Annotated in this window: 14 protein-coding genes and 2 tRNA genes; 6 read left to right on the top strand and 10 right to left on the bottom strand. The window is 53.3% G+C overall.

Annotated elements, in window-relative coordinates; genetic code table 11:
- Positions 1-188, top strand: a 188-nt coding sequence (locus EKN00_RS11000; protein ID WP_206611278.1) for a hypothetical protein, incomplete at its 5' end; no start/stop codon positions are given.
- 177 nt (positions 189-365) lie between these two features.
- Positions 366-638 carry a hypothetical protein gene (locus EKN00_RS08995; protein WP_127849797.1) on the top strand — a complete coding sequence of 91 codons (273 nt, stop codon included), beginning with the start codon at positions 366-368 and terminating at the stop codon, positions 636-638.
- Between the two features lie 47 nt (positions 639-685).
- On the opposite strand, the gene EKN00_RS08990 is transcribed toward EKN00_RS08995, so the two are convergent.
- From EKN00_RS08990 to EKN00_RS08965, 7 genes are all read right to left on the bottom strand, one after another.
- A complete protein-coding gene (locus tag EKN00_RS08990; protein ID WP_127849796.1) occupies positions 686-1,717 on the bottom strand; it encodes a serine hydrolase domain-containing protein in 1,032 nt (343 codons plus the stop codon).
- A gap of 223 nt (positions 1,718-1,940) precedes the next feature.
- Positions 1,941-3,638: an oleate hydratase gene (locus EKN00_RS08985; RefSeq protein ID WP_277749636.1), complete on the bottom strand. Its 1,698-nt coding sequence runs from the start codon at positions 3,636-3,638 to the stop codon at positions 1,941-1,943.
- Between the two features lie 89 nt (positions 3,639-3,727).
- Positions 3,728-3,856: a hypothetical protein gene (locus tag EKN00_RS11105; protein ID WP_277749635.1), complete on the bottom strand. Its 129-nt coding sequence runs from the start codon at positions 3,854-3,856 to the stop codon at positions 3,728-3,730.
- Positions 3,857-4,074: 218 nt separating this feature from the next.
- The gene (locus tag EKN00_RS08980; protein ID WP_127849794.1) at positions 4,075-5,940 is read right to left on the bottom strand and encodes an ABC transporter ATP-binding protein; all 1,866 of its coding nucleotides are present in this window, start codon (positions 5,938-5,940) and stop codon (positions 4,075-4,077) included.
- Positions 5,940-7,673, bottom strand: a complete 1,734-nt coding sequence (locus EKN00_RS08975; RefSeq protein WP_127849793.1) for an ABC transporter ATP-binding protein — start codon at positions 7,671-7,673, stop codon at positions 5,940-5,942. Before EKN00_RS08975 ends, EKN00_RS08980 begins: the two co-directional genes overlap by 1 nt.
- A 64-nt stretch (positions 7,674-7,737) precedes the next feature.
- Positions 7,738-8,085 (bottom strand): hypothetical protein, encoded by a 348-nt coding sequence (locus EKN00_RS08970; protein ID WP_127849792.1) that lies wholly within the window; start codon positions 8,083-8,085, stop codon positions 7,738-7,740.
- Positions 8,082-8,384: a TetR/AcrR family transcriptional regulator gene (locus tag EKN00_RS08965; protein ID WP_127849791.1), complete on the bottom strand. Its 303-nt coding sequence runs from the start codon at positions 8,382-8,384 to the stop codon at positions 8,082-8,084. The genes EKN00_RS08970 and EKN00_RS08965 overlap by 4 nt, the downstream gene beginning before the upstream one ends.
- Positions 8,385-8,659: 275 nt before the next feature.
- On the opposite strand from EKN00_RS08965, the gene EKN00_RS08960 reads away from it, so the two are divergent.
- Positions 8,660-8,992, top strand: coding sequence for a hypothetical protein (locus tag EKN00_RS08960; RefSeq protein ID WP_127849790.1), 333 nt, complete (start codon positions 8,660-8,662; stop codon positions 8,990-8,992).
- A gap of 102 nt (positions 8,993-9,094) precedes the next feature.
- Here EKN00_RS08960 and EKN00_RS08955 read toward each other — a convergent pair.
- A tRNA-Gln gene (locus EKN00_RS08955) sits at positions 9,095-9,165 on the bottom strand.
- A 422-nt stretch (positions 9,166-9,587) separates the two neighbouring features.
- Between EKN00_RS08955 and EKN00_RS08950 the strand changes: the two genes are divergently transcribed.
- On the top strand, positions 9,588-11,018 hold the full coding sequence (locus EKN00_RS08950; RefSeq protein ID WP_127849789.1) for a C69 family dipeptidase: 1,431 nt from the start codon (positions 9,588-9,590) through the stop codon (positions 11,016-11,018).
- Between the two features lie 962 nt (positions 11,019-11,980).
- A complete protein-coding gene (locus tag EKN00_RS08945) occupies positions 11,981-12,280 on the top strand; it encodes a hypothetical protein (protein WP_127849788.1) in 300 nt (99 codons plus the stop codon).
- 53 nt (positions 12,281-12,333) lie between these two features.
- Here the strand turns inward: EKN00_RS08945 and EKN00_RS08940 are convergent, their stop codons facing one another.
- Positions 12,334-12,855 (bottom strand): hypothetical protein, encoded by a 522-nt coding sequence (locus EKN00_RS08940; protein WP_127849787.1) that lies wholly within the window; start codon positions 12,853-12,855, stop codon positions 12,334-12,336.
- A gap of 197 nt (positions 12,856-13,052) precedes the next feature.
- On the opposite strand from EKN00_RS08940, the gene EKN00_RS08935 reads away from it, so the two are divergent.
- Positions 13,053-13,123: transfer RNA gene (locus tag EKN00_RS08935), tRNA-Gln, on the top strand.
- Positions 13,124-13,225: 102 nt separating this feature from the next.
- Here EKN00_RS08935 and ntdP read toward each other — a convergent pair.
- Positions 13,226-13,762, bottom strand: coding sequence for a nucleoside tri-diphosphate phosphatase (gene ntdP, locus EKN00_RS08930; RefSeq protein WP_127849786.1), 537 nt, complete (start codon positions 13,760-13,762; stop codon positions 13,226-13,228).
- Positions 13,763-13,786 lie beyond the last annotated feature (24 nt).

Here is a 13,786-nt window from a genome sequence, read left to right as displayed (position 1 = left end):
TGGGCATACAAAAATCCCTCCATAATTGTCAGATGAATTATGATATTTCATCTGACAACCACAAAGGGATTATCGCACCGAGCAGTGCGCTTGCCTGCTGCGGTATGGGGCGTTTTTTGATGTATTGCCTCTTTTCTGCGCGTCTAAACGTTACTTGCAATCAGTTCCGCCACGTGCAAGAAATCTAGCAAACCCCGCAAACGCACGCAGCTGCAAATATCCGTGATTTACCGGCCTTTCCCCCCGCATCAGTTTTCATATAACAATTCCCTAAATTTTAAAATAAGAAATTTAAGCAAAACTAATGACAAATAGAGCGCGATATCGTATATTATAACTAATCAACAGAATAAGGAGTGAACAATATGACGAGACAGGAATGGCGCGACCTAACTAACGAACAACTGCTGGCGATGGTGGACGATTACATACACCAACTACACATGGAAGCCCGCCCAACCATTTCCGCGGCCAACCGCCTCTCAACCGCTCAGGTCCCGCTCAAGCAGCTGGTTGCCTACCTGTATCGCTCACATGACCTCCAGTGGAGCACAATCCTGACGCAATTGGGCTATCCGGCACAGATTCGCCAGCACCACGGAAAAATTAAACAACAATCTATGCAAAAGGCCCAATAACAAAACGGAGAATGAACCGCGCGCAAACGCAGTTCATTCTCCGTTTTTTAGTGCCACGTGCTCGTCTCCTGCAAAAAGGCGTGGACAAGCAGATCCCGCTGCCGCAGAAAATCTGCGTGGACAAACGGGTGGACCCGATTGGCCAGGACTACAAGGCCAAGCCGTTCCGTTGGGTCAAACAGGATAAACGTCCCCGTGTAGCCAGTGTGGTATAGAAACGGCCGGCTGTTGCCCGGCGCGTAACGCAAATCAAAACCAACACTGCGCATGGCGCCGCCCAAGCTGAAGTCTTTTTGCAGCGCCCGCGCCCAGTTAGCCGGAACGCTCGGCACCGCAACATCCCCAAAGGCGACCCGCAGATAGCGCACCATCCCGCGCAGAGACGCGAATAATCCCGCCGCCGCCGAGTGGGCACCCAAAATCGCACTCTTGGGATCGTGCACCGTCCCCCGCAGCAGCCCATTCGCTGGGCTGTACGTGGTCGGTACCGCCTGGTCTGGCCGCGGCGCAAAGGTCGCATCTAGGCCCCACGGTTTAAGCACATTTGCCGTAATTAATTCTTGCACCGGAACCCCGCCATTGACCTTTTCCAGAGCCCAGCCGGTGATTAGCAGGTTGAAATCTCGGTAAACGGCCGTGCCCCGACTCTCATCCACGTGGAGCTGGGTCAACAACGCGTGCCGCAACGCAGCTGGTGGCAGCTCGTCGCGGTGCTCGATGTAGCCGGCAAGCCCCGACGTGTGCGTCATCAATTCCCGGAACGTCACGTCACCGCCGGAGAACTCGGGCAACACAGCGGCCACCTTTTCGTCCAGCTGCAGTTTTCCTTCCCGAATCGACTGCAGCAACAGTGGCGTGGTCCCCACCACCTTCGTGAGCGAGGCCAGGTCGTAGTACATGTTCGGGCGCAGCGGCACAGTCACCGACGCGGTGCTCTCGTTGCCAAAATACTGCGTCAACGTCTCGTCTCCACTCAGCAACGCAAAGCTAACGCCGGGCGTCACGCCAGAACTAACCATGTGGCGCAACCGGGCATCAACAATGCAGTTAAGCCGGTTCAACTTGTCTAAATCGTTCATTAATCACACCTCTGCGTCCAATTATATCACGCGCAGAATGAGTGCACGGGCCGCACCGGCTCCGCGGTGCCCAATTCGCCTGGACGATGGTTTGTCTGATGCGGGAGTGGCCACTGCCCACCAGCCCATAACAAAAGCCCACAGCATCGTGCCCGCTGTGAGCTTTAACGATTCATTTGCTTAATTATCTGGTCCGAAAGAACGTGCAGCCTGCATTACTGCCTCAGCTGAACATCTTCTTGGTGGCACGCATCAGCGTTGGCAAGTCTTTGTCGTAACGTGGTGTGTCAACCAGGTGACTCATTGGGATGCCCGCGAAGTGGTAAGCGGCAATTTCGCCGGAACGCACCGCAGACTGCTCGGTGAAGATCATCTGGTAAGGCTGCTCCACGAACTCACCGGTGAAGGCGAGGTTCGTTGAGTGTGCCGGAATTACCTTTGGCCGGTCCGCCTTGGCGCGGTTGTTGAACAGCGCGGATGCGTATGGCATGTAAACTGGGATGCAGTTGACGACGGAGTCCATGATGGCGTCTTCGTGTTCACGAATGTTGACGGGGCCAGGATCAACCTTGGCCAGCTGACCAATGAGCTCCTGCAGCATCTCCTTACCAGTCATCTCAATGTATGGCTTCTGAACGAATTCGCCGCGCCGGCGTGGGTACAGGAAGTAGCCCCAGATAACCGTTTCGTTTGGCTTTTGCGTCGTGAAGTGTGGCTGGTGGTGGACAACAATGGACATGTTGACGTCGACTTGACCGAGTGGCGTGATCGGCGTGGTAGACAGGAACGAGTTGAGCGCGTTCCCGGGCTGCTGAGTGGTAATCCGCGTGATTTCGTTCAGCAGCACGTGGTTCTTCGTGGTCAGGGTGAAACTGACCCACTCAGAGGCGTCACGGTCGGCGAAGAACTTGTCGGGGTTCCCCAGGTTGTAGAAGTGCTCCGTGGCCTTCTTCCACAGGCTCGCGGCGGCACCATAATCCATGTTTTCCGGTGCCGGCGTGTCGAAGTCGCCCAACGTGGCCGAGTCGGTGATTGAGCCGTTGGTGAAGATTACCGCGGTGTCATCATCGACATCAACGTGCTCTTCAGCGCCAGTTTCGGTGTTGGTCATGGTGAGGCCGGTCACCGTGATTTCATCCTGCATGGTCGTGTCTTTGAAGTCCCAATCGGTCACGCGCCGGTTCAAAATGATGTGGCAGCCCTGGTCCTTCAGGTAGTTGATGAGCGGCATCATGATGCTCTCGTACTGGTTGTACCTGGTCCGGTTAACCCCAACCAAGTGCTCAATCTGCGTGAATTCGTAGATCATTTGGTGCATGTACCGCCGCAATTCCTGGGCAGAACTCTTGGTCCGGAAGGCAAAGGTCGTCTCCCACATGTACCAGAAGTTAGTCTGAAACATGTGCGGGTCGTCCTTGAAGTATTCGGCGATGGACACGTTGTCCAGCTTGGTTTCTTCACGGTCGGGCATCATGATTAATTTCGTCAGCAGCAGCCGGTCCTCATTGTTCAGGCCCATCTTGCCGCCGTCGATAATCCCCTTGCCGCCCTGGAGCAGCCGCGCGATGTCGTAGGTGCGGTGTTTGGCATCAAAGTCGTACGTGTCTTCGGCCGCGGTCATCCCCGGCTCGGTCACGGACTGCACGCGGGAGAGCAGGTCCATCAGGTCAACGTAAGTCCGGTAGTTGAGCATCCGCCCGCCGCGGGCCAGGTAGCCCTTGGTGTTGCTCAAGGGGTGATTCTTGTTCCAGTACTCATCGGTCTGGTCGGTGGTCACGGAACCATCGTTACTGCCGTGGTCATCGAGCGAGTAGAATGTGATGTTGTCCCCGTTCCAGTGTGCTTCTTGAATCAAGTAAACGGCACTGGCCATGTTTGCCAGTCCGGCACCAATCATAATTGCCTTTGTTTTCATAGATATCCTCCTGCGCTTGCTAACTATTAACGTGTTACCTTGGTTGCCAGAAAATAGTTACCAAGTAAAAGCTACGTCACTGCGATATGCCAGTTTTAACGGCCTTCGAATTCCTCGTAGTCTTTGGCATCGTCGTGGAACAGGTCCAAACGGTTCGCAACGTACGCGGCGCTGGTCACAACCAGTCCGAGGAACACGCCCAATACAAATTGCTTCTTGCTCATGAAAAATACCCCCTTCTGTGTCACCTTGCTCGGCCGCAGCGGCCAGGCAATTAATGCAGCCGCCGCTCAACTAAGTGTTGATGAATGCGGTTTCTTCTTACCTACAAGTCCAGTGTAAAGGGTACTCGCCGGCAAAAAAATGGGCAATAAGGCGTGAGTGCACAAAAAAAGGATAAGGCGCGTGGCCTTATCCCTTAATTAAGATTTGTGTGACTAGATTAAATTGCCACGTTCCCGGAGAACTGGGAGTTATACAAGTCAGCGTAGAAGCCGTTCTTGGCCATCAAGCTGTCGTGGTTCCCGGTTTCAACGATGGAACCGTGGTTCATCACGATGATGTTGTCGGCATCCCGAATCGTGGAGAGACGGTGCGCAACAACGAAGCTCGTCCGGTCCTTGAGCAGTCGCTGCATCGCGTGCTGGATGTGCACTTCGGTTCGCGTATCAACGGAACTGGTTGCCTCATCGAGAATCAGGATTTCTGGATCAGCCACGAACGCACGGGCAATCGTCAGCAGTTGCCGCTGACCCTGCGAGATGTTCGAAGCTTCTTCGTTCAGAACGGTGTTGTAACCATCGGGCAGCTGCCGCACGAAGGAGTCCACGTGCGCCGCCTTGGCTGCGTTAATAATCTGTTCATCCGTCGCGTCTTCACGGCCGTACTTGAGGTTATCCCAAATAGTGCCGGTGAACAACCAGGTATCCTGCAGCACCATTGCAAAGTGGCTGCGCAGTTCCTCACGCGTCATGTTGCGCGTGTCGGTGCCCTTCAGGCGAATGGATCCACCCCGGACGTCATAGAAACGTTCGAGCAGATTAATAATGGTCGTCTTCCCGGCACCGGTTGGCCCAACAATGGCAACCATCTGGCCCGGTTTAACTTCCAGGTTGTAGTCCGTCATCAGCAAATCGCCGTCGCCGTAACCGAATTGAACGTGGTCCAGCGTGAGCAGGTTGCCGTCATCTGGCGTGTCTGGCACGTCAACGTGCGGGTTCTCCATGTCCTTTTCGTCCAGAACTTCAAAGATACGTTCCGCGGAGGCAATCGTGGACTGGATGGTGTTGGCCAGGTTCGCGAGTTGGCTAATAGGCTGGGAGAACTGCTGGGTGTACTGCAGGAAGGCCTGCACGTTCCCCAGGGTAACCGTCCCGTTAGCAACCTGCACCCCACCAACGATGGCAACGAACACGTAACCGATGTTGTTCAGGAAGGTCATGAGCGGCATGATAATTCCGGAAACAAACTGGGCCTTCCACGCAGCCGCGTAGTAACGGTCGTTTTCTTCCTCGAACTGGTGAATCATGTCGTCTTCGCGGTTGAAGCTCTTGATGATCACCTGACCACCGTATGTTTCTTCAACCTGGTTGTTGATGAGCCCAAGGGACTTTTGCTGCGCGGAGAAGAAGCGCTGTGACTTAGGGGCCACAATCCCGACGATAACGAGGGACAGTGGCACGGTGACCGCGGCAATCAGCGTTAATTTCCACGAGATTGAAAGCATCATCCACAGCGTCCCGATGAAGGTCATCGTACTGGTAACCATCTGCGTCAAGGACTGCTGCAGCGTGGAGGCAATGTTATCCATGTCGTTAACGGCACGGGACATGATGTCCCCGTTGTTGTGCGTGTCGTAGTAGTTGATTGGCACAACCTGCATCTTACGCTTCAATTCCTTCCGCAGGTCATAAACGGTCCGCTGACTAATGCGGGTCATGATGAACTGCTGGAGGAAACTGAAGACGGCACTCGCCAGGTACATGGCGATAACAATCACCACAACATGTTCGATCTTGTCGAAGTTAATTGGGTACTGGGTGAAATGAATCCCGGCTTTTTGTTCTGCCTGACCCTTCATCACACCCTTGAAGATTTCGGTCGTTGCCTCACCCAGAATCTTTGGGGTCCGGATTTGGAAAATCGTGGAAGCAATCGCCATGATCACAACAAACGCAAGACCAAGGAGACGACTGTGCATGTAGCTCATCAGCCGGTTGGTCGTGCCCCAGAAGTTCTTGGGCTTTTCAACGACGCCGCGACCCATTGGCCCGTGCCCACCAGCACGAGGTGCTTTTGTTTCAGCCATTATGCTTCATCTCCCTTCCGAATTTGTGAATTGATGATTTCTTGGTAGGTTTCGTTGCTTGCCTTAAGTTCGGCGTGGGTTCCGAGACCAACCATCTTCCCTTCATCAAGGACAACAATCTGGTCGGCGTCCGCAACCGTTGAGACACGCTGGCCAACAATGACCACAACGCGCCCACTAATCTTTGCGTCATCCTTCAGGGCCTTGCGCAAGTTGGCGTCGGTCTTGAAGTCCAGTGCGGAGAATGAGTCATCGAACACGTAGATTGAGGCGTCCTTAACCAGTGCGCGGGCAATCGCAAGACGCTGCCGCTGCCCACCGGAGAAGTTACCCCCACCCTGTTCAACGGGGTAGTCGAGACCTTCAGGGTTAGCGCTGATGAAGTCCTTCGACTGCGCAATCTCTAGTGCGTGCCACAGTTCTTCATCCGTTGCGTTCTCGTTACCGTACTTGAGGTTATCGCGGACGGTCCCAGTAAACAGGTTGGCTTTTTGGGGCACGAACGCGACGGCATTCCGCAAGTCCTTCATGTCCACATCGCGGACGTCGTGGCCGTTAATCTTGACGGCACCCTTTTCGACGTCGTAAAAACGCGGAATTAGGTTAACCAAGGTCGATTTACCGGAACCGGTCCCCCCGATAATCGCCAGCGTTTGGCCAGCATGCACGTGGAAATCAACCCCAGTAAGTGCGGGTTCCTGCGCGTGGTGGTACCGGAAGTTAACGTGATCAAAGTGCAAATCTGGGTCGGCGTCGTTAATGTTCTGGACGCCGTTTTCCTTGTTCTTGAGCGTCGTGGTCTGGTCAAGAACGGCGTTGATCCGGACTGCAGAGGCCTGAGCACGCGGTATGAACACGAAGATCATCGCGAGCATCATGAAACTCATGAGAATCTGCATCGCGTACGTCATGAACGCAATCATGTTCCCGGTGTCCATGGCTTGCTGGGCGATGAGGTGACCGCCCCACCAGGTAATCCCGATGTTGGTGCCACTCATCACCAGGGTCATGACTGGGACCATGACGGCCATGATGGAGAAGACCTTCACGGCGTTGTCAGTGTAATCCTTGTTGACGGCCGCGAACCGGTCCTGTTCGAACTGATCCTGCCGGAATGCACGGATAACGCGCACCCCAGTCAGACCTTCACGGAATACCAGGTTAATGTTATCGGTCTTTTGCTGCATCGCCTTGAACAGCGGCACGGCAAAGTACATCACGCAACCCATGATGACAATCAGAATTGGAATGACGATGATGAAAATCATGGTCAGCGTGTGGTTCTTCTGGTAAGCCAGGAAGCTGGCCCCGATGAGCATGATTGGTGCCATGATCATCATGCGCAGGAACATCATCACAACGTTTTGAATCTGCACAACGTCGTTAGTCGTCCGCGTAATCAGACTACTGCTGCCGATTTTGTCCATTTCATCGTGTGAGTAGTTGATAACCTTGCGATAAACATCCTTCCGCAGGTTGGCCCCCAGCTTCTGGGACGCACGGGCTGCGAGGAAGACGTTGCAGACCGACGCCAGGACACTTATCAGCGCGAAGATGACCATCTTGCCCCCAACGCGCCAGATGTAATCAATATCCCCCGTTGCGACCCCGTTGTTAACGATGTCGGACGTGAGGTTTGGTAAGTACAGGCTACTGATAACCTGCACAATCATAAATAGTACGGAACCGAAGACCACCCAAATGGACATCCGGCCCTTAGCGACTTTTAGCATAAGCACTCCTTACATGTATACGTATTGCATATTCTTCGTGACTTTATTTATAGAGGAAACGCACCTAATCTTGACGCACGGGTACTTCACTACTTGCACCGTACTCCAGCCAGTCAAGGCCGAGGTGCACCCTGCGCTTGGCATCGCTCATGGTGATTTCGCGCTCCGTGTTCTGCGCAGTGTAATAGTGCGTCAGCGTCTGGAAGAAATTCCCCACAGCGAAGTGCATCAGGACGTCAAGGTCGCTTTTTTGTTCAAGCTGCAGCTTGCTTAGGTCCACATGCTCGTACAGGAAGGTCCTGAACTCCGGCCCCTTATGGTTTTCTGAGCCAAAGCTCGTGTGTGATGCGGTCCGAAAATCCATCTCGGTTATGATGTTGCGGAACAGGTCGCGGTTCTTGTTCTGCATCATTGAATCGAGCATCCACTCAAAGAAGTGATGCAAAGTGGCAAAAATATCACCTTTATTCGCAACGAGTTCCTTTTCAGGTGCTCCACGGCAGAGCCACCCTCAACTTCAAGCATGTAGTAGAAGATATCCTGCTTATCCTCGAAATATTGGTAGAAACTCCCACGCGGAATGCCCGCCAGCTCAATGATATTCGATACGGACGCCTTCACAAACGGGGTCCGTCCGAATTCGGTCCGTGCGGCGTCGAGAAGCCGGTTACGCTTCTCGTCCGGCAAACGGAAAAATGTTGCTTTTGGCACAACCACCACTCCCTTCTAGATTGATTCGTCACCAAGAGTTTTGATGACACGTTGTCATGTGACACTTTGTCATTATACTCTGGCTTTCTGAAAATGCAACCACAAGTCTGAAAAAGGCGCAACATTTTCACATTCTTACAAAACGTGCAGCCCGGCCTCAACCAGCTTGCCGGTGGTCACGCCGCCTCGGTTTTGGCAACAACTGGTTTTAATGCGCCCCAATGCCGGCTGTGCTAAAATGAACGTATACATAAACGGAACGTGGAGGTCAGCGTATGGACAAGTCCGTCACCCTAACCAAAGTCTTTAGGTACCTTAAGAGTCACCCGGAAAGCTACCAGCCAACGCGGCTGCACTACAAGAACGAGGTCATGCTGCTCGTGACCGATCACGTCTTGTTCCCCAGTGGCGCGGAGCTGTTCCCGGAAAACCGGCTGCACGCCCTGTCGCTTGACGAGGGCTTCATCCGCACCCAACCCGAATTGGTCGCGTGGATGGCCCGGCTAATCAGTCCGGAAGCACCGACGACCGTGCCGGACATCATTTGGTTCACCGGCTGTCACCTGCCAGTGCAGGGCAAATACGTCGTTCAATTAGCATTTGAATAGAAGACGGGTCAGAGCGCATGTCGCTCTGACCTTTTTTGTGTCTGGGCTGAAAGAAAAGAAGAGGAAAATCCGCAATGCGAATTTTCCTCTTCTTGTGAATGATTGGGTATCTAGGGATCGAACCTAGGATTATGGATTCAGAGTCCACTGCGTTACCACTTCGCTAATACCCAATAAGCTGTGCTCCGTAACAGGAACGAATATTACTATACCGGGTTTTGCGATGTTCGTCAACAGTTTTGCGGCAAAAAATGTGACAATTGAGTCGCCGCACCAATTTTGCCACAGCGCCCACCTAACGTTTAACGCGGCGGCCACCCCTCCCCGCCGCGGCCTTGCTGGCAATATTCGCACATTTTGCCGCAGTTAAATGATGGCTTCGTCTCCTCTTCCTGTCCTAATAATGGGTAATGCAGTTTTACAACGCTTAAGCAGTGCAGAAGTTACGGTTTGCCAACATCTGGGGCCGCCCATATTGCTTTTACCAATCATCGGCGTAGTATCGTAAATAGGAAGTATAAGCTGGCGGCGGCCGAGCAATTAGTTGCCGCCGGGGAATAACGGCCATTGGGGCTATAAAAGAGGAGTTAATTCTATGACAACTGAATCAGCCTGCACCTCCATCCTGGTTGGTAAGAATGCCAGCTTGGACGGCACCACATTGATTGCGCGTAACGACGACACTTTCCTGCCGCTCACACCGCAGCGCTTCTACATGCATCCAGCCTGGAAGGGCCAAAAAGGTCTGCACGTTAAGTCACCACTGAACGGTTTCGAGGCGGATTTGCCAGAAAACGGCTACCGTTACAACGCCGTGCCGAACGTGGACAATGCCCACCTAGGTGATTACGAAGAAAGCGGGATTAACGAGAAGAACGTGGCCATGTCCGCCACGGAAAGTACGTACGGTAACGAACGGACTTTGGCCATCGACCCACTCGTTAAGGACGGCCTCGATGAAGACCTCATCGTGAACATGACCCTCCCCTTCATTGAATCCGCCCGTCACGGGGTTGAGTACCTGGGCCAGCTGATCAAGCAGTACGGCTCCCCCGCTGGTAACTCCGTGCTGTTCTCGGACAAGGATAACGTCTGGTACATGGAAATCGTCACGGGGCACCACTGGGTTGCGCAGCGCATTCCCGATGATGCCTACGCCGTTGCGGCTAACCAGGTTGCCATCCAGCAGGTCGACTTCAACGACACCGACAACTTCGCCTGGAGTGCCGGCATTCAGGAATTCGTCGCTGACAACCACCTGAACCCAGACAAGACTGGCTGGAACTTCCGCCACATCTTCGGCACGATGAACGAGAAGGACCGCCACTACAACACCCCACGTGTTTGGTACGCCCACCACATTTTGAACCCAGAAGTCCCAGAAGAACCAGAATCAGCTGAGCTGCCTTTCATTATGTACACCGACCACAAGATTGCGGTTGAAGACATCGCCCAAATCCTGGGTAGCCACTACAACGAGACCCGCTTTGACCCACTCGGCCACGGCAGCGATGCGGACCGTTTGCGTTACCGCCCAATCGGCCTCAACCGGACGCAGAACTCCCACGTTTTGCAGGTGCGCGACACCGAAGACGAAGGCCTGGCCGGACTCATGTGGCTGAACCTGGGCTACCCAGAATTCAGCCCGTACGTTCCTTTCTACACGAACGCAAACGACACCGACCCATCCTACGAGACTACGCCGCTCAAGATGGACGTCGACGCGGACTCCGCTTACTGGCTGTTCCGGACGCAATCGATGCTCACCGAAAGCCACTACAGCAAGTTCATCCAGCAAAACCGCGACTTCTTGACCGAGCTATACCGTCAGTACCGCCAGCACGTCGCAGCTACCGACGCAGCGGCTGCTGAACTTACGGGCAAGGAACTCACCGCTTTCCTGACCGACGCAAACCACAAGATTGTGGCAACAACCAAGGCCGGGGTGAAGGACCAGATCAACCAAATGATCATGGAAGGCATTAACCTGTCCCAGCTGACCTTCAACATGGACAAGAACCTGTAAGGATAGCTTACGGCTCACGCTGTCCGGCATCGTCAGTGGTTTTGTACTTGATGGGTACTGAGTGGTACAGGGACCGCGACTGGGCGGGGCCGGTCGCGGTCCGTGCGGCCGGTTGAAGCCCCAAGTTCGGGGTCTTCAACCTAAAAATTGAGCCCCGAATCTGGTTTTTAGGGTCACAAACTTAATACGTATTGTTAAGACCTGCTGGGAAACTTTGCTCTTCCTGACGGGTCTTAATTTTTGCCGGCTATGGTGTGGAGAAGCCCAATGCAAAAAACGCATTGGTCTTCTCTCACCATAGCTTTCACAGGAAAATCCCAGCCGCACTACACGCGCACCGACCCCGCCCAGTCGCTACGACGTGGTTAAAAGAAAACCTTACCGAGGTTTCTTCAGCAGAGCATAAAGGATTTATCAAATCTGAGTCTTTCACCCTCGAACGATTAACCTAATGTTGTTGCCACCTGGAAATGACCGAGCTTTTGACTATTATCCAGCGGAGCGTTGTGGGGTTTGGCCGGAGGGTCCGGGCTGGGTCTCGGGTGTGCCGCCCAGCTGTGGCAACAAGAAAACACGATGTGACGACTGCGTTTTTTGCAGTTGGCACATCGTGTTTTCTTGAGGGAAAAATTTAGATTTGTGTGAGGAGCTGTCAGGTCTAGGTTACAAGAGGAAACGAGCGTCAACATGCTAAGTATCTTAAGCGCTAAATACTAACTGCGACGATGCAAAGCTAAATTTTTAGTCTGGAGACGGCGGTTTTCCGGCTCCAGACGACCGCCACAGCGACCACGGCGAAGCACACCCGAGGCCCAGCCCGGACCCGGAGGCCAAACCCCACAACGCGGAGCGACGCCACTGGTCTAACTCAGCAAAACCACTTACGCTGCCGGACAGCGAAAGTGATTTTCCAAAGGCACTCAATATGCGATAATAATAGTAATATCGAGGGAGGAGCCACCATGACAATTATCGCAATTATTCTCGATGCGTTCGCCGCCGCATGCTACCTTTTTCTAGCCCAAAGCGGGACAAGCGCATTAATCACAGTGGGTGCGGGCGTTCAAATCATAGTCACAGTCTTGCTGCTGATCATTGCAATCAGGTTCAACGGCCGCCGTCGCGCACGGTACTGGTCTGGAACCTACCACCCATTCACCTTCCGCTTCGGCATCATCCTGATTTCGTTTGCGGTGAACGCACTGGTCGCCGTGCTCTACGTCTTCTACGTGACCGGCACAAACCAAATACTATTCCCGTAACTTGGGGCGCAAAAAAAGTGTGAGCTTCGCGGCTCACACTTTTTTGTTTGGTATTAGTCAATATCATCGAAACCGTAATCTTTGTCGGCACCAACGTAAACGGTGTACTCAACCTCTGCTACCTTGCCATCATTTAGGTTGTACCGCTCAACATAGTAAGGTGCCGCGGTCTGCCCAATGTATTCTGGCAGCTGGAAGCCGGCCATGTCGAGCGCGGTGGAACCCTGCTGGATTGCCACCTCCACGGGGTAGGCCGTGAGCATCATCGTTGACTTTTTCGCCAGCCGCGCAACCGTGTATGCGGGCAAATCATACTTCTGCAGGCCAGCGGGAACGGGCGTGTCAGCCGGCATGACGCTGCCAATCCAGTAAACCATGCTCCCATATGGTGAAAAGACGACCAGGCTGCTGCGGTTTGGCTTGTCCGTTTGGGCATCAAGCTTGGCGAACGCGCCACTGTCAGTGAACTCGTCCCACGCCTCCTGATATGAACCATTCTCAGATGCAAACGCCTCAGTGTATGCCCGTCCGATAAAACGGAGGGCTGGGCTGTTAATCGGTTCTTTGGTTTCCATTATTCGGTACCCCCAAGTATCTTCTATACTCTAGTGTACACGAATTTCGCAGATGTCGTTACTAATCAATGCACATTTTGCACAAACGTTACTAAAGTCGCACCTGTTGAATTTTTTTCACAATAAATTAAAGTCAACGGTTGACGAAGGACCAATTAATAGGTATATTTATATACGTTGTTTGAGCAACACATCATTGGGTATTAGCGAAGTGGTAACGCAGTGGACTCTGAATCCATAATCCTAGGTTCGATCCCTAGATACCCAATCACGAGCGGTCAGGAATTGCGGAAGCGCAGTTCTGGCCGCTTTTTTTTGCGCAAAAAGGCGGCCAACCAGACATTCTGATTGGCCGCCTCTTGGGTATTACTCAGGCATGGTGCGACAACTGCAGGTAACGGTTATACCACAAATCAATGTACGCTTGGGAGAACGGACCCTTCCCGTGGTTAATCCAGTCAACCAGGATGCGGACATTCGTCTTCAAAATGTGATCTGTCGTTTGCGGGTAATGCCACAAACGACTGTGATCTTCGTACTCGTCAACATCGAGCAGCCGCTTTTCCCCGTCAGGAAAGACCTTCACATCGAGATCATAGTCGATGTACTTGAGTGCCTCGCCGTCGAGCGTGAACGGACTACCTAAGTTGCAGTAATAACTAACGCCGCCATCACGAATCATCGCGATGACGTTAAACCAGTAGTGTCGGTGAAAATATACAATTGCAGGCTCACGGGTGACCCACCGCCTGCCGTCACTCTCCGTAACGAGCGTGTGGTCATTACACCCAATGAGTGCGTCCTCGCTGGTCTTGAGGACCATCGTGTCCCGCCATATCCTGTGCAATTTCCCGTTGTGCTTGTAGCTTTGAATGGCTACATAGTCGCCTTCTTTGGGAATCGGCATAGAGACACCCAGCTTTCTTTTTTG

Origin of the sequence: Lacticaseibacillus hulanensis, assembly GCF_004010095.1 — a bacterium.
In the GTDB taxonomy this organism is placed as follows: Bacteria; Bacillota; Bacilli; order Lactobacillales; family Lactobacillaceae; genus Lacticaseibacillus; species Lacticaseibacillus hulanensis.
Note: the sequence above shows the minus strand (reverse complement) of the source record. Positions and strands in the feature narration are given on the sequence as shown.